Raw genomic sequence first — 24,769 nt, 5'->3', positions numbered from 1 at the left:
AAGCTCCTTATCTGTTCGCTCGACTTGCATGTATTAGGCACGCCGCCAGCGTTCATCCTGAGCCAGGATCAAACTCTCCATAAAAATATGATGTTTGATTAGCTCATAAAATACTAATTTGTGTTATCAATAACACGTTGTTTTGATTCAACATTTAATGTTGAAATCGGAATTAACGTTGACATATTGCAATTCAGTTTTCAATGTTCATTTAAATATATATGGTGGAGACTAGCGGGATCGAACCGCTGACCTCCTGCGTGCAAAGCAGGCGCTCTCCCATCTGAGCTAAGCCCCCATATTCTTTTTAAATAAGAGTCGGGAAGACAGGATTCGAACCTGCGACCCCTTGGTCCCAAACCAAGTGCTCTACCAAGCTGAGCTACTTCCCGTATTTATCATAAAATCATTCTAAAAATGGTGCGCCCAATAGGAGTCGAACCTATAACCGCTTGATTCGTAGTCAAGTACTCTATCCAATTGAGCTATGGGCGCTCTATTAAAATGATGGTGCCGAGGACCGGAATCGAACCGGTACGATGATCTCTCATCGCAGGATTTTAAGTCCTGTGCGTCTGCCAGTTCCGCCACCCCGGCAAAATAATGGAGCAGAAGACGGGATTCGAACCCGCGACCCCGACCTTGGCAAGGTCGTATTCTACCGCTGAACTACTTCTGCAAAATGAAACTGGATGAGCCATAGAGGATTCGAACCTCTGACCCTCTGATTAAAAGTCAGATGCTCTACCAACTGAGCTAATGGCTCATGAAATGGTGCCGGCCAGAGGACTTGAACCCCCAACCTACTGATTACAAGTCAGTTGCTCTACCAGTTGAGCTAGGCCGGCTATTCACTTTTGAAAATGGTGGAGGATGACGGGTTCGAACCGCCGACCCCCTGCTTGTAAGGCAGATGCTCTCCCAGCTGAGCTAATCCTCCACATATTTATTATAAAGCCTGGCAACGTCCTACTCTTGCGGAACGTAAGTCCGACTACCATCGGCGCTAAGGAGCTTAACTTCTGTGTTCGGCATGGGAACAGGTGTGACCTCCTTGCTATAGCCACCAGACAAAATAACTTACTCAATGTATGATACATTGTTTATTAATCAATTACAATAGTTAATTTTACACTATCTTAAAGAAATTCACAAGTTCTTTACTTAATGCTCATTATGTAAATGCTCGTTTTTGACGACTTTTATATAATACTACGTTTTCTCATTAAAGTCAACGGTTTTCGTAACTTTTATTTAAAACATATATTTTATTTCGCACGTATTCGCGTTTACTTAACTCGACTTGAATTATCTTACCATAAGAAATCTCAGTTTACCATACCTTTTTCGGTATATTTTTATATTTAAATAGCATAAATATGCATAATTGTATCTTATTACTTTATTATTTTTAGCTTGTTGTTAAAAAAATCGCTCTATTCCATTTGTTTAAAGTTCAGATTTATAATTAAAAAGGATTAAACATCATGCCTCTTATCTGTGAGTCACAATATTTAATCCTTTATTTTAAGTTGATCTATATTATTTTTGTCTCATGTATGGGAATAATAATACATCTCTAATTGAAGCTGAATCAGTAAGTAACATAACAAGTCTATCAATACCTATACCTAAACCACCTGTTGGAGGCATACCATATTCTAATGCTTCAATGAAATCTTCGTCCATTTCATGTGCTTCATCATTACCTTGTTCTTTTTCAACTAATTGCGCTTCAAATCTTTCTCTTTGATCTATAGGATCATTTAATTCTGTAAATGCATTACCATGTTCTCTACCTACAATAAACAACTCAAAACGATCCGTAAATCGAGGGTCTTCTGGATTTTTCTTTGCTAATGGTGATATTTCTATTGGATGACCATATATAAATGTAGGTTGTATTAATGTTTCTTCAACTTTTTGTTCAAAGAATTCGTTTAAAATATGACCGTATTTCATATTGTCAGTTATTTCAACACCGTGCTCTTTAGCAAGTGTTTTAGCTTCTTCGTCACTCTGAATGTTAAAGAAATCAATACCTGTTACTTCTTTGACAGCATCTGCCATGTGAACTCGTTTCCAGTTTGATTCTAAGTCAATAATTTCTTCACCATAATTAATTTTTGCAGTGCCAAGTACTTTATTAGATATATGTCTAATCATATCTTCTGTTAAGTCCATAATATCGTGATAGTTTGCATATGCTTCGTAAAGTTCAATCATTGTGAACTCTGGATTATGACGTGTAGATACGCCTTCGTTTCTAAACACGCGACCAATTTCATATACTTTCTCTAAACCACCAACAATTAATCGTTTTAAATGTAATTCTATTGCAATTCTCATATATAATGTTGCATCTAAGGCATTATGATGTGTTACAAATGGTCTTGCTGCCGCTCCACCTGCAATTTGGTGCATCATTGGTGTTTCTACTTCTAAGAATCCGTGATTGTTTAAGTAATTACGCATTTCTTGTAAGATTTTACTTCTATTAATAAAAGTTTGCGTGCTATCTTGGTTTGTTATTAAGTCTAAATAACGTTGACGATAGCGTTGTTCAATATCTTGTAAACCGTGGAATTTATCTGGTAATGGTCGTAATGCTTTTGTTAAAAGCGTGAATGATTTTGCTTTGACTGACAATTCACCAGTGTTTGTTTTGAACATAACACCTTCAATACCTACGATATCTCCTAGGTCTGCTGATTTCCATAGTTCAAATTGTTCTTCTCCAACTTGATCTTTTCTTACATAAATTTGAATTTGACCTGATAAATCTTGCACGTGTGCAAAGCCTGCTTTACCTTTACCACGTTTCGTCATTAAACGTCCAGCTATGCTGACATGACTCTCTTCTTCTTTTTCTTGTAATTCTTCTTTAGAGAATTGATCCCAATCTTCATGTAACGGAGTAGCCATTGAAGTTCGTACAAATTTTCCACCGAATGGATCGATACCTAAATCGTATAGCTCTTGCATTTTTTGACGACGCACCTGCATTTGGTCGTTCATTTCTTCTGACATAACTTTCTCTCCTTTATACTTCTTGTTCTATTTTAATTTTAGCCCCTACTTTTTGTTAGAATGCGAGGAATATCTATCATTTATGGTTATTGTATCTTGATTTGTTCCAATCATTTCTTACTTTACCATGACCACCCTATCTTTTAAATACAAAGATGGGTATTTCCCTATGTACTCAGCACTAATTTTTCAATTTTCAATTTTACTAGAGGTCATGAATGTAATAAAGTAATTTAAGCTTATATATTTCAGCGTATGCTAAAGTATCTGTTTAATCTTTATGAATGAAACAATTTTTAAAATACGCATTTTTACTGTGCAGCAATTCAGTGTATATAACTATTACTGCAATTGTTATACAATACATGTTGTTCTAGTTAGAGTTAATCTTGTTATATCAGTTGTATTAATGATTTAACATGCTTCTACCGCGTCCAAATAATGATAGAAGAAATCAAATGAATTTCACAATTAATATATAATAAAATTGCAAGTATAGCTATTCAATAAAAATGCTTTGCTGGGACTCATTCTCATTGAATTTATACATCGTTGCTTTCTTAACCCTTATATTGTTTCACTGAATTATCTAACGTTACTAAATTTCTAATTTTTTTGTTTGTATGAGGTTCAGTAAAATCTGGCGCAATATCATTGAGTGGTATGAGCACGAAAGAACGTTCCAGCATACGTGGATGCGGTATAACCAAGTCATCTTCATTTATAATTTGTTTATCAAATAATAAAATATCAACATCTAATGTTCTAGGACCCCATCTGATATCTCTCACTCTATGCAACTGTTGTTCTGTTTCTAGGCATGTATTTAATAAATCACGAGGTGTCAGTGTCGTTTGTATTTCAATACATTGATTTAAAAATTGAGGTTGCTCAACATATCCTACAGGATCAGTTTCATAAATTAGGGATGTTTGTGTTACATTGATACCTTCTGTTTCATTCAAAATATGAATCGCTTGATTAAGCTGTGTTTCTCTATCTCCAACGTTACTTCCTAAACCTAAGTATGCATATGACATTAGAAATTCTCCCTCACTATTTCTACGCCTACACCTTCATAATGGCCTGGTATAGGTGGATTTTCTTTAGTGATTCTAACTTTCGTTTCCATTACACGATTATAGTGTGAATTTATACGTTTTGCAATACGTTCAGCTAGATGCTCTACTAAATTCACTGGTTTACTTTCCATGATTGATTTAACATCTTCATATACTTCACCATAGTGAACAGTGTCAGTAACTTTATCTGTTTCACCTGCAAGACTTAAATCAACTTTCATTGTCACATCTACGATGAATATTTGGCCAATTTCATTTTCGGCTGGTAAAGCACCGTGATAACAATAAAATTTCATACCGCTAAGAAATATCGTGTCTCTCATCCTCATTCTCCTTTAAATAATCCATGCTTTGAGCCAAACGGGCGTTGAGCATAACATTATGAACCCTCACACCTTTAACACCTTTCATTATACCATATGCAGTAGTGGCGGCTGTTGCTTCATCTCTTTCAGTTGCTTGTGTGTCTCTATCTATCATTTCTTTAATAAATCTTTTTCTACTTGTCGCTAATAGTACAGGATAATCCGTAGCTATTAACTCGTCCAAGCGTGCCATTACTTCTTTTTCTTCATCTCTTGTTTTTGCAAAACCAATGCCAGGATCTATCCAAACTTTTTCTTGGGGAATACCTGCCATTTCTGCTTTATTTGCTTGTTTCAATAAATGTAGAAGCATTTCATCCACAACTGGCATTGTTCGATTACCATCACCATTGTGCATCAATATGATCTCGCCTTCATATTTAGATACAATATCAAAGATTTTTTCGTCATATAATCCAGCCCACTGATCATTAATCATTGTAGCGCCTAATTTCATCGCTGCTTCTGCCACTTCACTTCTATATGTATCAATAGAAAGTTGCACGTCTAATTGGCTGAGTGCTTTTACAACTGGGACTACGCGTTGCAATTCTTCAGTTACACTGATTTCTTCGTAGCCAGGACGTGTAGATATACCGCCAACATCTATAATATCTACACCTTCTTCAATCATTTCTTCCGCCCTTTTAACAGCCTTTTCTACTGAATTATATTTACCACCATCAGAAAATGAATCTGGAGTTACGTTTAATATGCCCATAATTTTTGTATGTGCCATCGTTACTTTCTTCCTTTCACTGTTAAATACCTCATCGCTAGCTTAGTAATCACTATTCTATAATAACGCTAATTTATAAAATTTTCAGTAAGCAATGCTCATATAACAAAAAATTTAAGTCTAATTCATTTTACCCATTTAAATAATCAGTAATTGGCAAGAACGCATTCAAATATATTAATCATTTCGCATTTTGACCTATTTCCATTGATTTACTTAATTTTATAGACGCTATCAGCACGTCATTAACAATCATTACAATACTTCAACTTAACATTAGCTGCTGTACATGTAATTCCGTATGGGTGTATTATTATACTAAAATCTAGAAAACGACAAAATCTTCACAGAAAGCATACAAAAAAACTGTCGACAAAGTCAGTAACCTTGTCGACAGTCTGAAACTGATCAAATCTACACATGATCGGTTTTATAAATATATTTTTAATCTTCAAATGAATATAAAGGTGTTGAAAGGTAACGTTCACCATTACTTGGCAATACAGTAACGACTGTTTTACCTTTACCTAAAGATTTTGCTTTTTCGATAGCTGCATAAATTGCTGCACCTGAAGAAATACCTCCAAGTATACCTTCTTCTTTAGCAACTTTACGAGACATATCCATCGCTGTTTCATTACCTACTTTTATAACTTCGTCATAGACATTCGTATCTAAAGTATCTGGTACAAAGCCAGCTCCTAAACCTTGTAATTTATGTGGTCCTGGTTCTCCACCACTTAATACTGGTGAATCTTCTGGTTCAATAGCTACAAGATTAATATCAGGGTATTTCTCTTTCAATACTTTACCTGCACCAGTTAATGTACCACCAGTACCAACACCTGCTAAGAATGAATCAATTGTTTTCCCTTCAAATTGTTCAACCAATTCTGGACCAGTTGTCAATTCATGCACACGTGGGTTAGCTGGGTTTTCAAATTGTTGTGGTTCATAATAGCCGAATTCTTCTTTTAATTCTTTTGCTTTTTTAATAGCGCCTTTCATTGCTTCTGAACCTGGTGTTAAAACAACTTCTGCACCATAAGCTTTCAATAAATTACGACGTTCTTGACTCATTGTTTCTGGCATAGTAAATACTGCGTTATAACCTTTAGCAGCACATACAAAAGCTAAACCTATACCTGTATTACCACTCGTTGGTTCTACAATTGTATCTCCTGGTTTGATTTTTCCATCTTTCTCTGCCTCTTCAATCATTGCTAATGCAATACGGTCTTTAACTGAGCCACCTGGATTTTGATATTCTAATTTTACATAAACATCTGCAGCATTTTCATCCACCACATTGTTCAATTTAACTACTGGCGTATTACCAATTACCTCAACGATATTATTTACTGGTTTGTTTGTCATAAGTATTGCTCCTTTTCATTAAAAAGTTTAAAACCTACTTTTTCTATCGGATATACTTTATATTTTATCAGATTTTGATTTGAATACAACTAAGAAGATTGAAAATTACAATATTTTTATAATTTATACTGATTTGAACATTATTTTAAAGGATTTTTTACATCTTTTCTAATAATTCCTGTAATTCATTTTCTGTATATTGATATTTACTTCTACAAAAGTGGCATTCTGCTTCTGCACCATGATCTTCATTAATCATACTTTCAATTTCAGCTTGACCTAGTCCTTTAATTGCAGTCAAAAACTTTTCGTGGCCACAATTACATTCAAAACTTGCAGGCATTTCTTCTAAAATTTGAACTTCATCTTCACCAAGTATTTCATATAAAATTTCTTCTGGCGCTAAACCTTGATCAATTAATTTCGAAACTGGTGTCATATTGTTGATTGCTGTTTCTAATTTATTAATTGTTTTTTCTTCTGCACCAGGCATCACTTGAATGATAAAACCACCTGCAGCTTTTATAGAATTATCAGGATTTACTAATACGCCTAGTCCTACAGATGATGGCACTTGTTCACTTTTTGCGAAGTAATAAGTGAAGTCATCGCCTAATTCACCGGATACAAGTTCACTTGAACCAGAGAAATAATCTTTCATTCCAACGTCTTTTACTACAGTTAATGCACCATTGGTTCCAACAGCTCTACTAACATCTAACTTCCCAACGTTATTCAGAGGAAAGTGAGTCTGTGGGTGGGTCACGTACCCTCTTACATGGCCACTGGCATCAGCATCAGCTATAATTTTACCGATTGGTCCTTGTCCATCAACCGTAACTGTTAATTTTTGTTCACCTTTTAACATAGCACCCATCATCAACGTTGCAGTCATCGTTCTGCCAAGTGCAGCTGATGCTGTCGGCCAAGTATAATGCCTTGATTGTGCTTCTTGAACACTTTCTGTAGTTAATGCACTATATGCTCTTATTTGTCCTTCGTAAGCCAATGCTTTAACGATGTAATCATTTGTCATTTCTATAATTTCTCCTTTTATACATTGTAATGTTTTAATTGTTTTCTGATTTTTATATAGAATTTCATCATACTTTTTATCAATGCAATTTATTGTAAGTGTTCAGTCAAAAAATTGCTACATATCTGTTTGTAATTTGGTCGATTGATAAATATTAAAAAAGCTTCTTTCCACATCAATATGATAGCAGAAAGAAGCTTTTTGTTCAGTTATTAATTTCTATTGCTTGGATCGTTAGGATCACTTGGGTTGCTAGGTTTATCGATATTTGGCGCTTGCTCATGACCTGTATCTTCTGAGTCATCATTGTCATGTTCGCTATCTTTACTTTCTTTATCGATATCTTTTTCTTCTTGTTGATCTTCTTCTTGTTGACCATCTTCTAGTTGTTCTTTTCGTACATCTTCATAAGATTTACCGTATTTACCTTCTTTAAATTCACTTTCTTGATCACTAACAACTTCTGCTGCATCGTAATCAACTTCTGGTAATACACCATCATAGAATAATGAACGAATTTGCTCAGCAACTAATGTTTCTTCTTTTAATAAAGATTCAGCAATTAAAAGTAATTGTGATTGATGTTCTAAAAGAATGTTTTTACAACGTTCGTATTGTTCTTTAATAATACGTTGAACTTCTTTATCAATTTCATACGCAATTTGTCCAGAATATTCTGGATCGCCTTGCATGTCTTTACCTAAGAATACTTGTCCATTACTGCTACTTGTGAATTGTACCGTACCAAGTTTCTTACTCATACCATATTCAGTAACCATTTGACGTGCGATTTGTGTTGCACGTTCAAAGTCATTTGAAGCACCTGTTGATACTTCGTTGAAATTAATATCTTCAGAAACTCGCCCACCTAGCAAGCCACAAATTTTATCTAGTAATTCTGGCTCAGTCATTAGGAAGCGATCTTGTTTTGGTAACATCATTGCATAACCACCAGCTTGACCACGTGGTACGATGGTAACCTTATGGACAACCTCTGCTTCATCAAGCACCATACCAATAATAGTATGACCTGCTTCATGGTGTGCTACGATATTACGTTCTTTTTCAGAAATGACACGTGATTTTTTAGCAGGACCAGCAATCACACGGTCAGTCGCTTCTTCAATATCACGCATATCTATTTTCTTCTTACCTTCACGTACTGCAACTAATGATGCTTCGTTCAGCAAGTTTTCTAAATCTGCACCAGAGAAACCAGGTGTTCTTTGAGATACTGCTTTTAAGTCTACTGTTTCATCAAGTGGTTTATTTCTAGCATGGACATGTAGAATAGCTTCACGTCCTTTTACGTCTGGACGACCAACTTGAATTTGTCTATCGAAACGACCAGGACGTAATAATGCTGGGTCTAAAATATCAGGACGGTTTGTAGCAGCAATCATAATGATGCCTTCATTTTCACCGAATCCATCCATTTCAACTAGTAATTGGTTTAACGTTTGTTCACGTTCATCGTGTCCGCCACCAACACCTGCACCACGTTGACGACCAACTGCGTCGATTTCGTCAATAAAGATAATACAAGGTGCGTTTTTCTTAGCATTTTCAAATAGGTCACGTACACGGCTTGCGCCGACACCTACAAACATCTCAACGAAGTCTGAACCACTGATTGAGAAGAATGGTGTACCAGCTTCACCAGCTACTGCACGAGCTAATAAGGTTTTACCTGTACCTGGAGGTCCTACTAGTAAAACACCTTTAGGAATTCTAGAACCCATTTGTTTAAATTGTTTATTATCTTTTAAGAAGTCAACAATTTCTATTAATTCTTGTTTTTCTTCATCTGCGCCAGCTACATCTGAGAAGCGTACACGTTTTTTCTGACTGTCGTACATTTTAGCTTTGGATTTACCAAAGTTCATCATGCGACCGCCGCCACCGCCGCCTCCTTGTGCTTGACTAAGGAAGAAAATAAATAATAAGGCTATGATTAAAACTGGAATTAACGTAGTTAAGATACTTACAAATACGCTTTGTTTTTCTTCTTCTTTAACCGTAAATTTCAAACCATCTTGACTTTGTGCTTTATCTGTTATTTTTTCAAGCTCTTTATCATTATTATATAAAATAGTTGAAGAATAATCTTCATCTTTTTTAGTTTTACCACTTACCATATATACATTTTGTTCTGGCTGAATTTCTAAGGATTTCAATTCACCTTTATCTAATTGCTTAACAAATTGATTATATGTAAGCTGTTTTGGCATATTTCCGTTACCATTTAGCCACGAAAACAAGCCAAATATAATAACGCCAATGATTGCGATAACTAGCACGTTACGAAAGGCTTTCTGCATGCGTCGTTTCCTCCTACTTCAATAATAAAACTAACAAAAATTGTAACACAATACACAAGTGTTGGGCTAGTAATTCTACTTTTGTATGTACGTTACAGTTCTTGTTGTTTTTATACTTTTTTATTTTGATATACAAACAGTTAACATATACTTTATAATCTATTCTTTAAATGATTTACGTATATGTCCTCGTATTTTATCAACATACTATGTATATCGACTCATTTAATCCGATTACGTTTTACAGTATATAACAATATTTCATACGATTAAATTGTACTGCTTATTTTGAATAAATTTCTGGTTTAAGTGTACCAATATATGGTAGGTTTCTATAATTTTCAGCATAATCTAATCCGTAGCCTACTACGAATTCATCTGGAATTTTTTTACCTACATATTTTGCTTCGATATCCGCTTTGCGACGATTTGGTTTGTCTAATAATGTTACAATTTCCAGTGAATTGACTTTTCTTGATTCCAATAATTCAGTTATTGATTTTAATGTTGTTCCTGTTTCTAAAATGTCTTCAATAATCAAGATGTCTTTTCCTTCTATTGAACCACTTAAATCTTTAAGTATTTGTACTTCACCCGTTGATTCAGTACCGCCATGGTAACTAGAAACATCCATAAAATCGATAGCTAAATGTGTATCAATATGTTTGATGAGGTCTGTCATAAACATTACTGACCCTTTCAAGATACCTATACAGACAAGTGGTTTACCTGCATATGCTTCAGTAATTTTTGCACCCAAGTCTTTACATATTTGTTCTATTTCTGCCTCATCCATTAATATTTCCTTTAAATCATCTCGCATAATTTCATTCCTCTCCCGTATTTCGTATGAAAATAGTATCTTTATATTCATTATTTAAGTATAACGTACCTATAGCAATAATTGTTTCATCTGCATTGACTAAAATTGGTAATTGGTTTCGCTCAGTTTGTATAATTTTGCGATCAATCAGTAATCGACTAACTTTTTTATGTCCTTTTACACCATTTAGTTTGAATTTATCTCCATTATTTCTAGTTCTAACGACTAACGGATAATCATCTTTTGGAAAATTATCTGTTATGTCTATACTATAATGACCATAGTGATATAAGCCTGGTTGCAAAATCTTTGTTGGCACAAGACATTTATCATAATTTGCCATTATTATAAATTTATCATAAGCGATATAAATATTCCATTTATCCGTTGTATATATTGTACATTGAGTAACTTTGCCTTCGAGTTGCTGAAACCAGGATTCGTACATTTTTTCAGTCATTGGTGTCGTAACCTGTAATTTTGAAAAAATTTTATCTAAAATAATTATTTTAATATTATGATTTAAATTAGAAAATGCAACTCTTGGAATTACTATTTCTGTCTTATCAGCATTTTCATGAACATGAGTTTCTATAAAATGTAACGCATTGTCATGTAATGCTTGCAGTTGCATATCATGCCAATCTTTCAACTTAAGTAACTGTTTTGTAGATAAATGGAGATTGCTATCGATGGCAGGTAAAATACGATTACGAATATCATTTCTTACATAATGATTTTCAGCGTTTGTCTCGTCTTCATAATAAGGTACCTCATAATTTTGCTGATAATTTCGAATGTCCGCTTTAGTTGTTTCTAACAATGGTTTGCACAACATATAAGCGTCTCGTGAAGTCAGATATGACATACCTAAACTACTTCTAGTTGAACGTCCAGTCATCAACCGATAAAAGATAGTCTCAATTTGATCATCTTGATGATGTGCGGTTAATAAGACGTCCGCATCCAGCTCCACCATCATATCATCAAACCACTGATATCGTTCGTTCCTTGCAATATTTTCAATGCTGTTACCCTGTTCAATGACTTTCGATAAATCTAAATGATGCACGAACAATGGAATTTGATACGACTCACAATATTTTCTTATAAATGATTCTTCTTCTTGTGCAATATCACGAATATTATGATTCACATGTAAGCAAGTTAATTTTCTATACGATTGAGACAACTGATTAATTAAGTTGTGCAATAATACCATGCTATCAATCCCCGTTGAAACGGCTAACACAATATGTTGGTCTTTATTCCAACCATCAGCATTAACTTCTACCATAGCTTACCTCCTATGTCACAATGCGAAAGATTTTTTACCTTTAAGTTTTACATGTACGTTGCAACGTCTGTACACAACAAAAAATAGACTGTTTCCTTAAGTAAGAAAACAGTCATTTATTGTCAAAGTCAAACGTCATTAAAATCATATTAAATGTTGTACTTAACAATTAATTTCAGTTCTCTTGGGAACAGTCTTATTTTATATATTTTAGCGTCTAGCGCCTTTTCCACCACGTCTAGATTCCGTTTGACGCTTAATAGAAGTCAATTTATCTTCGCTATCTTTTAAGAAGTTTGTTAGTTTCTTTTCAAAGTCCTCACCTTTAGGTTGAGGTTGTTTATAATTTGGTTTGCTTTGAGGTCTACGTGGACGATCTTTTGCTTTTTTGATAGATAAACTAATTTTTCCATCATCAGCAATTGAAAGCACTTTAACTTCAACTTCATCACCAACAGATAAGTGATCTTCTACGTTTTCAACGTAGTTATCTGCAACTTCACTTATGTGAACTAAGCCACTCTTTCCTTCTGGAAGTTCGACAAAAGCGCCAAACTTTTTAATTCCAGTGACTTTACCTTTAAGCTTGTTTCCTACTTCGATTGACATATTATAAATAAATCCTCCCGATTCGTTTCGATTTTAACCCTATTATATGCCTGTTTGCATAAATTAACAATGGTATAATGATGCAAAAAATTAAATTCACTTATTTATCATCATTTTGCGCCTTAGATTTAGTGTCAGATTTATTATCTCCAGGCAATTTGAAAATAACTTCCCCATCATTACTTAGATAGTAATCATCACGTGCAACTTTTTCAATATAATCTTTATCATTTAAATTATTTAATTGTTCTTTTAGTGCTAATTCTTCATCTTGTTGCTTTTGATACTTTTGTTCTTTTTGTTGACGTTCAACTGAATCTTCATTGTTACTTTGTTTTTGAGTGACAAGCATGATGGCTAAAATGATAATAATCAGTAGTAAAATACCACCAAATAAAGTGATACGTTTACGAACAACACGCTTTCTCATTTGTTGCTGCTGCTTTTTTTTGTTTTCTGCTGAAGTATACGTATTGCCTATATTTTCAACTTTTTTATTCATTTGCTTGTCACCTCCTATGTTTATATTTCACTAACTTTTTCTTCTTTAATGAGTTCATACATACCTTTTGCATTTTCTTTTGTTGCATGTTCGCTCAAACCTGTGACTTTAATTGTTACAATTTTTTGTCCAAATCGAATAACGAGTTCATCTGTTTCTTTTACATCAGTACCTGCTTTAGCAACTACGCCATTTACAGTAATACGTCCTTGATCACTGATTTCTTTTGCTAATGTACGACGCTTTACTAATCTTGAAACTTTGAGATATTTATCTAATCTCATCATTATTTTCCTCCTTGCTCTAAAATTCGTTTTAAAGCATTTTCATCTAACGATTTATTTTTTGTTTTATCATACAATGCTAAGAAGTGGTCTGCAAATACTTTCTCAAATTTCACACGCTGTTCTTTACCTTCCTTAGACTTAGCATTAGACCAAATATTTTTTAAATCTTCTTCTGTTTCTGCTTTTGCATCACCAAAAACATGTGGATGTCTACGTATCATTTTTTCTGAAAGACTTTGTATCACTTCATTAATATCCATATAACCTTCTTTTTTTCCTATGCTTGCATGTAGTAATACCTGTAATAGAATGTCTCCTAACTCTTCTATCATGTGCCAATCGTCTTCATTATCTATCGCTTCAAACAATTCGAATGTTTCTTCCAACAAATAACGTTTTAAAGTATGATGTGTTTGAACTTTATCCCATGGGCAACCTTTCTCGTCATCTACTAAGTGGTCAATGATACCAACTGCATAGTTAAAATCACCAAAGTATGTTTCTTCAATTTCCACTTTTGGAATAAATACACTAGTTATATTGTTAAAAACTTCGTCGTAATGATCTATTTCATATAACGGTGTTTTGATAACGTTGGCATAATTATTTCTGGCACCATCTACGATATAAACAAGTTGGTCATCACTATAACGTTCCATCAATGTCACTTTTAAATCACCAGCGACCATTGCACTATAAACTTGTGTGATAAGTGTATGTGTACGAATATTCAATTTTTCTTTTTGAAGATCTGTTGCATCTAACATTGTAAAACCATCGTTAGGATCAACCTTCACCGCTTCAAATATATCGTCTATAAAGCTTTTACCACCTAATATTTCAACTTCTATATCAGAATGTTTTTGTGCATATTGTTCTAAATACACAGTTGTCGTCTCAGCTACACGTGGATGGCCTGGTACTGTATATACAATATTATTGTCTTTTGCAGTATTTATCAATTTTGACACAATAGCTTCATATACATTTTGAAAAGCGTCATGATTTTTATATTCTTGATCAAAGCTTTCAATATTGATACCTTCCATTGTTAAGTCTTGGATGACTGGGTGGTCAAAGGTACGTGTATAAACTAATGTTTGCTTTTTCAAAAATTTATAAATCCCTAATGGTAAATCCTCAATACCGTAATTGCCTAATCCAACAACTGTTATTTTATTTGTCATTAATGTTTCCCTCTTTTCATATGGAATAGTTTATCTCCAAAAGGTAGATGTTTGAGTTCTCTAAAACTTAATAATTGCATGCGTACGATAGAAAAAATCACTACAATAACGCCAATGGTAGCTGCTATGGCTAATTCGACTAAACCTTGCATTCTACCTTCTCCTGGAATAAGAAACATGACTATTTGTACTGTGATAGATAATAGCATCATTGTACCCGCTAATTTAACAATGAATTTTTTCATTGTTTGGAAATGATACATTTTTAATACTTGATACTGTAAAACCCACACAAATAACAGCAATGAAATGACAGTACTTAGACTGGCACCGAAAATTGAAAGTTGTGGTATTAAAACCATATTCAATATCGCTTTGACCACAACACCAATGCCAAATGCGAACAAAATAACTTTAACGCGATTTTTCACTTGTAATAAAGCAATATCCATCATTATAAGAGATACACATATAACTGTAAGCATATATACGGATAACGTTCCGTTCAAACTATCGTTTTTGAAGAACACACTGTTCATTACAGGGAGCAAATTGATCAAACCTATAGCTGCTGCCACACTAAATAAAATCGTAATCTTTATCGATGCATTAGCATAGCGATTCACCAGTATATGTTGCTTTGTTTTTAATGCATCTGTTAGTAATGGAATAAGCACAAAACAGAACGTCGTCGTTACAATTAACCCCATCTGTATAAAAGAGGCACCGCGGTCATAAATGCCTTTAAAAATAGTTGCTTCGTCAAAATCTAAACCAGTCATTTGAAGTGCATGTATCACTGTAAAACTATCCACCACTTGCCATACAATAACGATCAATTGGCTCACCGCGAATACAACAATACCTAGCGTTAACTTTTTCCAAGCAACATCAACACTGGCATGTGCTCTAGATAATTTAAAAGGTTTCCGTTGTATTAGAAACAAACTAGATGCTAAAAAACCAATACCTGAACCAACAATCGCTAATGTACCTGCACGATATATACTCCATGAATGACTCATAAACATCACAATGGCAATCATGATAATTACGACACGAATAAATTGTTCTATAACCTGGGAAATTGCAGGTATGTTCATCTCATGGTGTGCCTGATAGTAACCCCTATAGACACCAAGTATGCCAACAAATAAAAAGCTGACACTTGCCGCCCTTAACATAGGTGCTAAATTGACATCTCCCATTAGAAAAGCAACCCAATGTGCACAAGTAAATAAAACTAAGAAAAAGATAACACCAGCAAATTGTAACCTTAATAACACGCGTGTATATTGATTGGGTTGTCCGCTTGCGCTAAAAGTTTGAGTGACTGCACTAGGAATGGCATTCATCGATAAAATAACACCTAAAGCTACTATTGGATATACTTGTTGATAAGCGTATAGACCTCCATCTCCTAGTATATTTTGATAAGGCACACGGTACAACGCACTTAATACTTTAACAATGATAAGCGCTATAGTTAGTACAACAACGCCATTAAAAACACCTTTTGTTTCAGATTTAACGTTCATCTGGTATAACCATACTTTCTTCTAAACATTTCGCTAAGAATTTCAAACTATCTAACCATACTTTATCTTTATTGAGTGTCACTTTCATTTTACCATCTTGAACACCAACTTTCATTGCACGTCCAAGTGGTTGGGTTTGTTTAAAGAGTGCTTCACCATTGATGTCTGTAGTGCCTTTTTCGGATAAATAAATCTCTATTTTTTTACCTACATCTTTAATAAGTGTTACACCTGCATTCAACGCATGCACTTTTATTTCCATCATTTCTAGCAATCTTTCAACCTCAACTGGATAATCATTAAAGCGGTCAATCAGCTCATCTTTAACATCCATCAATTGCGATTCCGTCTCAATTTTACGTAATTTTTTATAAATTTCTATTTTTGCCTGTTCATTTGGAATATATTCAGCTGGTAAATAAGCATCAATATTTAGTTCAATTTCAACTTCGGGAGCATCAGGTTGTTCTTCTTTAATACCTCGTTTTTCATTCACCGCTTCTTCTAACATTTGTGAGTATAAATCAAAGCCTACGGAGTCAATAAATCCATGTTGTTGTTTACCTAAAAGATTCCCTGCACCTCGAATATTTAAATCCCGCATTGCAATTTTAAAACCGGAACCTAATTCAGTAAATTCTTTGATTGCCTGTAGTCTTTCTTCAGCAGTCTCTGATAATACCTTGTTAGATGGATGTAAGAAATATGCATAACCTATACGACTTGAACGCCCCACACGTCCTCGTAATTGATATAATTGGCTCAATCCAAATTTATCGGCATCTTCGATAATTAAAGTATTGGCATTTGGAACGTCTACGCCAGTTTCGATAATCGTTGTCGTTACAAGAATATCAAATTCATGGTTGATAAAGCTCAACATCGTTTCTTCTAAATCACGTTCATTCATTTGACCGTGTGCCACACCGATATTTGCTTCTGGCATTAACATTTGCAATTGTTCGCGTTTTTCATAAATCGATTGCACTTTATTGTATAAGTAAAAAACCTGGCCCTCACGTGATAATTCTCTTTCTAAAGCTTCTTTAATAAAATTCATATTTTGCTCTAATACATACGTTTGCACAGGAAAACGGTTTTCTGGTGGTGTTTCAATGACCGATAAATCACGCACGCCCAACATACTCATATGTAGGGTTCTCGGAATCGGTGTTGCAGTTAAAGTTAATACATCAACATTTGTCTTAAGTGACTTAATCTTTTCTTTGTGTCTTACGCCAAAACGTTGTTCTTCATCTACGATGAGTAAGCCCAAATCTTTATAATGAATATCTTTACCTAACAATTTATGCGTACCAACAACGATATCAACATATCCTGATTTAAGTCCCTCTTTAACCTCTTTAACTTCCTTAGTAGTTCTAAATCTACTAATCAGTTGGATTTCTATAGGAAAATCTTGCATGCGCTCGATTAAAGTTTCATAGTGTTGTTGCGCTAAGATTGTCGTAGGCACAAGAAAGGCTACTTGTTTACCTTCCATTACAGCTTTAAAAGCTGCTCGTACCGCAACTTCTGTTTTTCCGTAACCAACATCACCACATAATAATCTATCCATTGGTCGTTCAATTTCCATATCTTGTTTAATCTCTTCAATGGACTTGCCTTGGTCTGGCGTTAATTCATAAGGGAAGTCAATTTCAAAATCATTTTGTTGTGGTGTATCTGGTCCATATTTATAACCAACTGACATTTCTCTTTCTTTATATAATTCTATTAATTCATCAGCCATATCTTCAACATTTTGTTGAACTTTAGCTTTTGTTTTCTTCCATTCTGTACCACCAAGTTTATTTAATTTGGGTGATTTATCTTCGGAAGCAACATATTTTTGTACTTGATCCATTTGATCTACTGGTACAAATAATTGATCGGTACCTTTGTATTGCAGTTTTATATAATCTTTATGAACGCCGCCAACTTCAAGTGTTTCGACACCTAAATATTTACCTACACCATGGTGAACATGAACAACAAAATCTCCGACTTTCAAATCTTGATATGATTTAATTTTTTCTGCATTTGTTAATTTCTTATGTTGTTTTGCTTTTTTCTTTTGTTTTGATTTAAATAATTCACGTTCTGTTACAACAACAAGGTGCATATATGGTAATTCAAAACCTTCTGATAGGCTACCTTCAGTGATGATTGCACTACCACCTTCACTTTGTGCACTTGGCGTATCTATAAATGTTGGTATGTGCATTTCATTTAACATTGATTGAATGCGCTCTTTTTTTGATTCAGTTTCTGCTAATACAACAATCGTATAATCATTTTGGATAAAGCGTTGGAATTCGGAACGCATAATATCATATTGGCCATAAAATTGTTGTACTGGCTTACATGAAAATTTAATGATTGTGTTGAGTTCTACCGGCATCGTTGCATTGAACAAAGTAAAATACGTAACTGGATATCGATTTAATAGTGACTCAAACCCGTCATATTGTAAGAAATTCTGTCCGATAAACCCTTTGCCGCTTTCAATTAAACTCTGCATAAATTCTTCAGCTTCAGAAACCAGTGTTGTTTCAGTTTCTTTGATTCTATTATATTCATAAACTGCTACAATCGCATCAGATTTAAAGTAATCAATAATGGTTGCAGGGGATTCGTACATAAAAGCAGCGAGTCTACGTAATACTTGATGGTCAAATAAAGAAGATTCAAAAAGTTGAAAACTTTCATATGTTTCTTTTAAGTCATTACGTACAGATTTATCTATTTTTGGACGTGTATACTCATATGCTTCTTTTAATTTTGATTTAGTGTGCTTTAATACTTCATCTGTAATGATGTAATCACTGGCAGTTGTAATGTCTACATGGTCTAAATTTTCTTCCGAACGTTGCGTCTCCACATCAAAGTTTCGAATTGAATCTACTTCTGTATCAAATAATTCGATTCTTACTGGTAAACCTATTAACGGATATATGTCAATAATGCCACCACGTAACGAGAATTCACCAATATGCGATACGACACTCTCTCTGCGATATCCCATGTTTACAAGTTTGTTTAAAAATTCATCAATATCAATATCGTCACCAATGGAAAGTTTGAGTTGATGTGCTCTCCACATTTCAACAGGTGTTAACCATTTTTTAAAACCATTTAGCGGTACGATAAATAACCCTCTCTTTTCTTGAGCAAGTGCCGTTAAAGTACGTACACGTTCGCTCATGAATTGGGGGCTTTGGGTTGAAAATTCTTCTGTCATAATATCTTGCATTGGATACTTGTAAATATCATCTGTATCAACATATTGTTGCAAGTCACTCTCTAGTTTGTCTGCTTGATACAAGTTGTTCGTTACTACAAGTAATTGTTTTGAACTATGAATAAACTTTTCGGCTATGATTGTTGCCTTCGCCGAACTAGATAGTCCAGTAACCAATACGTTTGCTTCACCAAATACTTCATTTAACTCTTGATAGCGTTTATCTTTTTTAATATATTCTGTAATTATTGATTTCACTTGACCTCACCATTAAACTCATTCATCACACGGTCAAAACGAGAACTTTCAATATAAGCTTCTACTGCACGTGCTGAATGTTCTATTACTTTATTCATTGTATCCATTTCTTGCTTCGAAAATTTTTGTAATACATAATCAACAATCGACATGCCATTGGAAGGACGATCAACACCAATACGAATGCGTTTGAATTGGTCTGTACCTAAAGCTTGAATAATCGACTTCATACCATTATGACCACCGGCACTACCCTTTTGTCGTAAGCGAATTTCACCTTGTGGTAAATCCAAATCATCATATAGTACAAGTAAATCGTCTATATCAATGTCATAGTACTTCATCAGTGGCCCTACAGCATCACCAGACAAATTCATCATTGTCATTGGTTCTATAAACATCACTTTTTCACCAGCTAAACGTTCTATTGTATAGGCACCTTTATACTTTTGTTTATCTAATTTAAATTGATTGTGTTCTAACATATAATCAATAACTTCAAAACCGATATTATGTTTTGTCAGCTCAAAGCGTTTACCAATATTGCCCAAACCTACAATACATTTCATTATGTTACCTCCAATTGTTGTATTCACTCAAAAACATTTATTATTTCACAACGTTATACCGTTTGTTTTTTTTATTTTCATATCATTCACTATATTAACATAAAAAAACACCAGCTTAACGAATTAAGCATGGTGCTTTTTAAGATTATTTTTTCTTGTTGAAATCGTGTGTATTAGAATGACGTCAGAGAAATTACTCTTCTTCTTTCTCTTCTTCTTCGTCTTCTTTTTCTTCACCAACAACTTCTGGCTCTTCAGTTTCTGATTCGCCTTCCATAGCTTCGATTTCTTCTTCAGTAGGTTCTTCAGTTGGAGGAACTACTGTTACTACAGATTCTTCAGGGTCATTTTCGATTGTGAAATCACCTGAAACTTTAATATCTGCAACTGAGTAGCTATCGTTAACATCTAATTCACTGATGTCAATTTCGATAGATTCAGGGATATTGTCTGGTGTCGCAGTTACTTCAAGGTCGAATAATGGTTGTTCAACAACGCCACCTTCTTTAGCTCCTACTGCCTCACCAGTAAGTTGAACTGGTACTTCAACAGTACGTTCTTCACTCATATTGATTGCTAAGAAGTCAATGTGAGTAATTTGGTTTTTAAGTGGATCGAATTGATAGTCTGAAACCATTACTTTAATTGTTTTAGAACCTACACCTAATTCGATAACACCGTTACGTCCAACTTCACGAATAACTTTGATAAATTCTACTTCATCAACTTTTACTGAAGTATTTTTTGTACCGTAACCATAAACGATTGCAGGTACTTTACCAATTTTTCTAAGTGTTTTAAGGTCTGAACGTGTTTGTTTACCTTGACGAATAATTGACTTTAATGAAGCCATATTATTTCCACCTTTCATTTTTTGTTCTTATTATGATAATAAGAACCCCTCACTTACCCATCAACACAATGTTGCTTGCAAGTGTTTATTTAATCGTGAATTGAAATCACGAACGGAATAATTATACAACTATTGCACTAATTAGTCAAATAGCACACTAACAGATTCTCTTTCATATACGCGCACAATAGCTTGTGCTAATAAACCTGCTACTGACAGTTCCTTAGTATTAGCTGGTTTACGGTTTTCATCTAATTGAATTGAATTTGTAACGACTAACTCTTTAATCGCTGAATTTTCAATACGTTCTTTAGCTGGGCCTGATAATACAGGGTGTGTACAACATGCGTAAACATCTTTAGCACCTTTGTCTTTTAGGGCTTGAGCTGCTAATGTAATCGTACCAGCTGTATCGATGATATCATCAATAATTATCGCTGTGCGACCTTCAATTTCTCCAACGATATTCATTACTTCAGCTACATTAGGTTTAGGACGTCGTTTATCTATGATTGCAATTGGTGTTTTTAGAATATCTGCAAGTTTACGTGCTCTAGTTACACCACCATGATCTGGAGAAACTACGACACATTCTTCTGGATCAATGTCTGTATCATTTTGGAAATATTCTGCTAAAATCGGAACACCCATTAAGTGGTCTATTGGCATATTAAAGAATCCTTGGATTTGTGGTGCATGTAAGTCTAATGCAATCATGCGATCTGCGCCAGCAGTTTCAATTAAGTTTGCAACTAATTTCGCTGTAATTGGTTCACGGCTGCGCGCTTTTCTATCTTGACGAGCGTAACCATAGTATGGCACCACAATATTAATATTAGCTGCTGAAGCACGTTTACAAGCATCTATCATAATTAATAATTCCATTAAATGTAAGTTTACTGGATTAGAAGTCGGTTGAATAATAAATACATCACAACCACGAATACTTTCTTCAATATTAATTTGAATTTCTCCATCGCTAAAACGTTTTACAGAACATTTACCTAGCTCGATTCCAACATTATCTGCTACTTCTTGGGCTAAGGGTTCATTACCTTTTAAAGAGAATATTTTCAAAGCAGAATTCTTATACTCATTGTTTAACATTTATAGTCCTCCAATTAATTCATTCAATTAGTTTCGTTCATAGACAAAGTTATATTTATCTCATTAATCTACAAAATGTCGATTGAGGTCTTCCTTACATCTACATTGTATATATATGATTAGAATCGTAATCTAATCGTGTCTATTTTTTTAAATAACCTTCTTTAGTTGTTTGTCTCGCTCTTGCTAATGCTAAACTGTCATGTGGCACGTTATCAGTAATTGTAGAACCTGCAGCTATAAATGATCTATCACCTAAAGTTACTGGTGCTACTAAGTTGGTATTACAACCTATAAATGAATCATTGCCGATGATCGTTTTGGATTTATGCTTACCGTCATAATTCACTGTGATAGAACCGCAACCTAAGTTGGTACGTTCACCAATTTCTGCATCACCAATATAACTTAAATGTGGTAATTTAGCACCTGTTTTAACGACTGATTTCTTAACTTCTACAAAGTTTCCAACTTTAACACTTTCACCTAAGTCTGCTCCAGGTCTTAACTGGGCAAACGGACCAATTGTAGTATTGTCGCCTACAACCGCTTCGTTGATAACCGATTGTTTAATTGTAACGTTAGAACCTATTTTACTATTATGAATTTCTGTGTTTTGGCCAACAATCGTATCTTCATCAATTACACAGTTACCAGCTAATTTCACATTTGCCTCAATTGTAACATCCATAGCTAATTTCACATCTGCACCTATATATGTAGTATCAGGATCAATAAGTGTTACACCATTTCTCATATGATAGTCATTGATACGTTTTCTATAAGCTGCCTCTGCCTCACTTAACATTACACGATCGTTGACACCCATAATTTCTTCAAAGTCATCTGTACGATAGATTTCAACCGTTCCTTGCTCCTGTAAAATAAGAGACAAAACATCAGGTAAATAATACTCAGCTTGAACATTATCATTTTTTACCAGTTCTAATTTTTCAAAAAGCAATTTATTATCAAATGCAAAAATACCTGAGCTAATTTCATTGATTTGTTGTTCTTCTACTGTAGCATCTTTCTGCTCTACAATCTTAACTAAGTGATCATTGCCATCTCTCATAATACGACCATAACCATAAGGATTACTTGTCGTCGCTGATAAAACTGTTGCATCAGCTTGATTGCTTTCATGGTGTTCTAATAGTGATTTAAGCGTTTCTGCAGTTATTAACGGCGTATCGCCACAAACCACTAATGTTGTACCTTGTTCGTCTTTCAAGTGCTCACTCGCCATTTTAACGGCATGTGCAGTACCGAGTTGTTCGTTTTGGAAACTATATAAAGATGTATCTCCTAACGTTTCTTTCACGCTTTCTGCACCGTGGCCAACAATGGTCACAAGATTTTCTACTCCAGATTGTTTAACGTTATCAACGACATGTTCAATCATTGATTTGCCCGCAACCTCATGTAGTACTTTGTATTTCTTAGATTTCATACGTGTACCTTTTCCAGCTGCAAGTACTATTGCATGTCTTTGCATGTGTGTAACCCTCCATTAAATTATACACTTCTATATTATTATAATTTAACGCTAGTACCACTTTCAAGGCTCAAAACCCTAATGTTATACAATGGAAACAATTCAAGTTATTTTCTTTCTCCTAAACATATTCATAATTGTCATCTTTGACTTCCATAAATCATAATAAAATGATTGTCATAAACTTATGCCATACTTTATAAATACTAATGCGCTTCAGAGTTCGTGGCGTTATTAATTTAAATGTCAGTTTTTCTAATTATTAAAATAACTTGTAATTATATTAAGCCATTTATTATTCATTTGTAAAAGCAAAAATATATTTTTTGTCACCTTTTCATTATAATAAATTATTTCAATTCTTTATATTCATATTTTAGTTTAATACACAAAACGGTTGGATTTTCGTTAATGAAAATCCAACTAAAGTAATTAATCATTTTATATAAATGTGATTTCTCTTTACACTTATAGCGATTTTATATCGTGCTGACGCCCTAGGAAATGATATGAGTGAGAGACTACAGGCTCGAACCATATCCCTAGGCAAGCATACACGGGTGAAATCGCAAGATATTTAATACAAAAAACTAACATATCATATATATTTATAATATTTAATGAAAGTAAAAATGGTAGTTTCACTTAGAAGCGTAGATTAAACCACATTATAATTTTTATAAGGTAAATACTTTTTAAATTTATCAATAGATATTTACTAATGTAAAAGTATTTTTCTCTTTATACATAAGTACATCACTTATAGCGATTTTATATCGTGCTGACGCCCTAGGAAATGATATGAGTGAGAGACTACAGGCTCGAACCATATCCCTGGGCAAGCATGCACGGATGAAATCGCAAGATATTTAATACAAAAAAAAGACTAATCCATTGGTATACGGATTAGTCTTTTTTATTTGGTTCTTCATCTTTTGTGGTGGGATGGCATGAAATGCTATCCCGCCTTTTATGTTTTTAATCATTTTAGATACAAAAAAAGCGCTCATGCCTCTATAATTTTAAGTGACCAAACAAAAAATCGAG

19 protein-coding genes, 8 tRNA genes and 2 rRNA genes are annotated in these 24,769 nt (G+C 34.1%); all 29 read right to left on the bottom strand.

Translation table 11 applies throughout. The features are described 5' to 3' along the window. Nucleotides 1–84, bottom strand: a 16S ribosomal RNA gene (locus tag FYJ81_RS12585); the annotation flags it as partial. Between the two features lie 138 nt (nt 85–222). Then, nucleotides 223–298, bottom strand: a tRNA-Ala gene (locus FYJ81_RS12580). Nucleotides 299–318: 20 nt separating this feature from the next. Continuing rightward, nucleotides 319–392: transfer RNA gene (locus tag FYJ81_RS12575), tRNA-Pro, on the bottom strand. A 26-nt stretch (nt 393–418) separates the two neighbouring features. Beyond that, a tRNA-Arg gene (locus FYJ81_RS12570) sits at nt 419–495 on the bottom strand. Nucleotides 496–508: 13 nt separating this feature from the next. After that, nucleotides 509–597: transfer RNA gene (locus tag FYJ81_RS12565), tRNA-Leu, on the bottom strand. Between the two features lie 7 nt (nt 598–604). After that, nucleotides 605–679, bottom strand: a tRNA-Gly gene (locus FYJ81_RS12560). A gap of 14 nt (nt 680–693) precedes the next feature. Then, nucleotides 694–766, bottom strand: a tRNA-Lys gene (locus FYJ81_RS12555). Between the two features lie 6 nt (nt 767–772). Continuing rightward, nucleotides 773–848: transfer RNA gene (locus tag FYJ81_RS12550), tRNA-Thr, on the bottom strand. 16 nt (nt 849–864) lie between these two features. Continuing rightward, a tRNA-Val gene (locus tag FYJ81_RS12545) sits at nt 865–940 on the bottom strand. A gap of 16 nt (nt 941–956) precedes the next feature. After that, nucleotides 957–1,071 (bottom strand): 5S ribosomal RNA (rrf, locus tag FYJ81_RS12540). Nucleotides 1,072–1,542: 471 nt separating this feature from the next. After that, nucleotides 1,543–3,030, bottom strand: coding sequence for a lysine--tRNA ligase (gene lysS, locus FYJ81_RS12535; RefSeq protein WP_119517693.1), 1,488 nt, complete (start codon nt 3,028–3,030; stop codon nt 1,543–1,545). Between the two features lie 560 nt (nt 3,031–3,590). Further along, nucleotides 3,591–4,070: a 2-amino-4-hydroxy-6-hydroxymethyldihydropteridine diphosphokinase gene (gene folK, locus FYJ81_RS12530; RefSeq protein WP_119517694.1), complete on the bottom strand. Its 480-nt coding sequence runs from the start codon at nt 4,068–4,070 to the stop codon at nt 3,591–3,593. Then, nucleotides 4,070–4,435, bottom strand: a complete 366-nt coding sequence (folB, locus tag FYJ81_RS12525; protein WP_107386283.1) for a dihydroneopterin aldolase — start codon at nt 4,433–4,435, stop codon at nt 4,070–4,072. Before folB ends, folK begins: the two co-directional genes overlap by 1 nt. Then, the gene (gene folP / locus FYJ81_RS12520) at nt 4,413–5,216 is read right to left on the bottom strand and encodes a dihydropteroate synthase (RefSeq protein WP_107384077.1); all 804 of its coding nucleotides are present in this window, start codon (nt 5,214–5,216) and stop codon (nt 4,413–4,415) included. Before folP ends, folB begins: the two co-directional genes overlap by 23 nt. 444 nt (nt 5,217–5,660) lie before the next feature. Next, nucleotides 5,661–6,593: a cysteine synthase A gene (gene cysK / locus FYJ81_RS12515; RefSeq protein WP_107386284.1), complete on the bottom strand. Its 933-nt coding sequence runs from the start codon at nt 6,591–6,593 to the stop codon at nt 5,661–5,663. Nucleotides 6,594–6,750: 157 nt separating this feature from the next. Then, nucleotides 6,751–7,629: an Hsp33 family molecular chaperone HslO gene (hslO, locus tag FYJ81_RS12510; RefSeq protein ID WP_119517695.1), complete on the bottom strand. Its 879-nt coding sequence runs from the start codon at nt 7,627–7,629 to the stop codon at nt 6,751–6,753. Nucleotides 7,630–7,841: 212 nt separating this feature from the next. Next, nucleotides 7,842–9,950, bottom strand: a complete 2,109-nt coding sequence (ftsH, locus tag FYJ81_RS12505; RefSeq protein WP_107504682.1) for an ATP-dependent zinc metalloprotease FtsH — start codon at nt 9,948–9,950, stop codon at nt 7,842–7,844. Between the two features lie 283 nt (nt 9,951–10,233). Further along, on the bottom strand, nt 10,234–10,773 hold the full coding sequence (hpt, locus tag FYJ81_RS12500; protein WP_019467964.1) for a hypoxanthine phosphoribosyltransferase: 540 nt from the start codon (nt 10,771–10,773) through the stop codon (nt 10,234–10,236). Nucleotides 10,774–10,777: 4 nt separating this feature from the next. Next, nucleotides 10,778–12,070, bottom strand: a complete 1,293-nt coding sequence (gene tilS / locus FYJ81_RS12495; protein WP_107504683.1) for a tRNA lysidine(34) synthetase TilS — start codon at nt 12,068–12,070, stop codon at nt 10,778–10,780. A 210-nt stretch (nt 12,071–12,280) separates the two neighbouring features. Further along, nucleotides 12,281–12,679, bottom strand: a complete 399-nt coding sequence (locus tag FYJ81_RS12490; protein WP_019467962.1) for a S1 domain-containing RNA-binding protein — start codon at nt 12,677–12,679, stop codon at nt 12,281–12,283. A 100-nt stretch (nt 12,680–12,779) separates the two neighbouring features. Next, entirely contained in the window at nt 12,780–13,181 is a 402-nt protein-coding gene (locus FYJ81_RS12485; RefSeq protein WP_107386288.1) for an FtsB family cell division protein, read from the bottom strand. Nucleotides 13,182–13,201: 20 nt separating this feature from the next. Further along, nucleotides 13,202–13,465, bottom strand: coding sequence for an RNA-binding S4 domain-containing protein (locus FYJ81_RS12480; RefSeq protein ID WP_107384081.1), 264 nt, complete (start codon nt 13,463–13,465; stop codon nt 13,202–13,204). Between the two features lie 2 nt (nt 13,466–13,467). Continuing rightward, nucleotides 13,468–14,655, bottom strand: coding sequence for a MazG nucleotide pyrophosphohydrolase domain-containing protein (locus FYJ81_RS12475; RefSeq protein ID WP_119517696.1), 1,188 nt, complete (start codon nt 14,653–14,655; stop codon nt 13,468–13,470). Next, a complete protein-coding gene (locus FYJ81_RS12470; RefSeq protein ID WP_107504685.1) occupies nt 14,655–16,193 on the bottom strand; it encodes a polysaccharide biosynthesis protein in 1,539 nt (512 codons plus the stop codon). The genes FYJ81_RS12475 and FYJ81_RS12470 overlap by 1 nt, the downstream gene beginning before the upstream one ends. Further along, nucleotides 16,183–19,695: a transcription-repair coupling factor gene (gene mfd, locus FYJ81_RS12465; RefSeq protein ID WP_326752627.1), complete on the bottom strand. Its 3,513-nt coding sequence runs from the start codon at nt 19,693–19,695 to the stop codon at nt 16,183–16,185. Before mfd ends, FYJ81_RS12470 begins: the two co-directional genes overlap by 11 nt. Next, nucleotides 19,692–20,264: an aminoacyl-tRNA hydrolase gene (gene pth / locus FYJ81_RS12460; RefSeq protein ID WP_107384068.1), complete on the bottom strand. Its 573-nt coding sequence runs from the start codon at nt 20,262–20,264 to the stop codon at nt 19,692–19,694. Before pth ends, mfd begins: the two co-directional genes overlap by 4 nt. A 193-nt stretch (nt 20,265–20,457) precedes the next feature. Further along, complete coding sequence (locus FYJ81_RS12455) at nt 20,458–21,117, bottom strand: 50S ribosomal protein L25/general stress protein Ctc (RefSeq protein WP_107386292.1); 660 nt, start codon at nt 21,115–21,117, stop codon at nt 20,458–20,460. A 141-nt stretch (nt 21,118–21,258) separates the two neighbouring features. Further along, a complete protein-coding gene (locus tag FYJ81_RS12450; RefSeq protein ID WP_046206556.1) occupies nt 21,259–22,224 on the bottom strand; it encodes a ribose-phosphate diphosphokinase in 966 nt (321 codons plus the stop codon). Nucleotides 22,225–22,366: 142 nt separating this feature from the next. Continuing rightward, a complete protein-coding gene (gene glmU / locus FYJ81_RS12445) occupies nt 22,367–23,722 on the bottom strand; it encodes a bifunctional UDP-N-acetylglucosamine diphosphorylase/glucosamine-1-phosphate N-acetyltransferase GlmU (RefSeq protein ID WP_154409704.1) in 1,356 nt (451 codons plus the stop codon). Nucleotides 23,723–24,769: the final 1,047 nt, after the last annotated feature.

Source organism: Staphylococcus sp. McC-251-APC-3A2, from assembly GCF_009695665.1.
Taxonomy (GTDB): domain Bacteria; phylum Bacillota; class Bacilli; order Staphylococcales; family Staphylococcaceae; genus Staphylococcus; species Staphylococcus cohnii.
The sequence above is the reverse complement of the archived record's forward strand: the minus strand, read 5'-3'. Positions and strand labels throughout refer to the sequence as shown.

Excerpts from the sequence above, each read along its gene's own strand:
- lysS (WP_119517693.1), bottom strand. The coding sequence starts at position 3,030 with ATGTCAGAAGAAATGAACGACCAAATGCAGGTGCGTCGTCAAAAAATG.
- folK (WP_119517694.1), bottom strand. The coding sequence starts at position 4,070 with ATGTCATATGCATACTTAGGTTTAGGAAGTAACGTTGGAGATAGAGAA.
- folB (WP_107386283.1), bottom strand. The coding sequence starts at position 4,435 with ATGAGAGACACGATATTTCTTAGCGGTATGAAATTTTATTGTTATCAC.
- folP (WP_107384077.1), bottom strand. The coding sequence starts at position 5,216 with ATGGCACATACAAAAATTATGGGCATATTAAACGTAACTCCAGATTCA.
- cysK (WP_107386284.1), bottom strand. The coding sequence starts at position 6,593 with ATGACAAACAAACCAGTAAATAATATCGTTGAGGTAATTGGTAATACG.
- hslO (WP_119517695.1), bottom strand. The coding sequence starts at position 7,629 with ATGACAAATGATTACATCGTTAAAGCATTGGCTTACGAAGGACAAATA.
- ftsH (WP_107504682.1), bottom strand. The coding sequence starts at position 9,950 with ATGCAGAAAGCCTTTCGTAACGTGCTAGTTATCGCAATCATTGGCGTT.
- hpt (WP_019467964.1), bottom strand. The coding sequence starts at position 10,773 with ATGCGAGATGATTTAAAGGAAATATTAATGGATGAGGCAGAAATAGAA.
- tilS (WP_107504683.1), bottom strand. The coding sequence starts at position 12,070 with ATGGTAGAAGTTAATGCTGATGGTTGGAATAAAGACCAACATATTGTG.
- FYJ81_RS12490 (WP_019467962.1), bottom strand. The coding sequence starts at position 12,679 with ATGTCAATCGAAGTAGGAAACAAGCTTAAAGGTAAAGTCACTGGAATT.
- FYJ81_RS12485 (WP_107386288.1), bottom strand. The coding sequence starts at position 13,181 with ATGAATAAAAAAGTTGAAAATATAGGCAATACGTATACTTCAGCAGAA.
- FYJ81_RS12480 (WP_107384081.1), bottom strand. The coding sequence starts at position 13,465 with ATGAGATTAGATAAATATCTCAAAGTTTCAAGATTAGTAAAGCGTCGT.
- FYJ81_RS12475 (WP_119517696.1), bottom strand. The coding sequence starts at position 14,655 with ATGACAAATAAAATAACAGTTGTTGGATTAGGCAATTACGGTATTGAG.
- FYJ81_RS12470 (WP_107504685.1), bottom strand. The coding sequence starts at position 16,193 with ATGAACGTTAAATCTGAAACAAAAGGTGTTTTTAATGGCGTTGTTGTA.
- pth (WP_107384068.1), bottom strand. The coding sequence starts at position 20,264 with ATGAAATGTATTGTAGGTTTGGGCAATATTGGTAAACGCTTTGAGCTG.
- FYJ81_RS12455 (WP_107386292.1), bottom strand. The coding sequence starts at position 21,117 with ATGGCTTCATTAAAGTCAATTATTCGTCAAGGTAAACAAACACGTTCA.
- FYJ81_RS12450 (WP_046206556.1), bottom strand. The coding sequence starts at position 22,224 with ATGTTAAACAATGAGTATAAGAATTCTGCTTTGAAAATATTCTCTTTA.
- glmU (WP_154409704.1), bottom strand. The coding sequence starts at position 23,722 with ATGCAAAGACATGCAATAGTACTTGCAGCTGGAAAAGGTACACGTATG.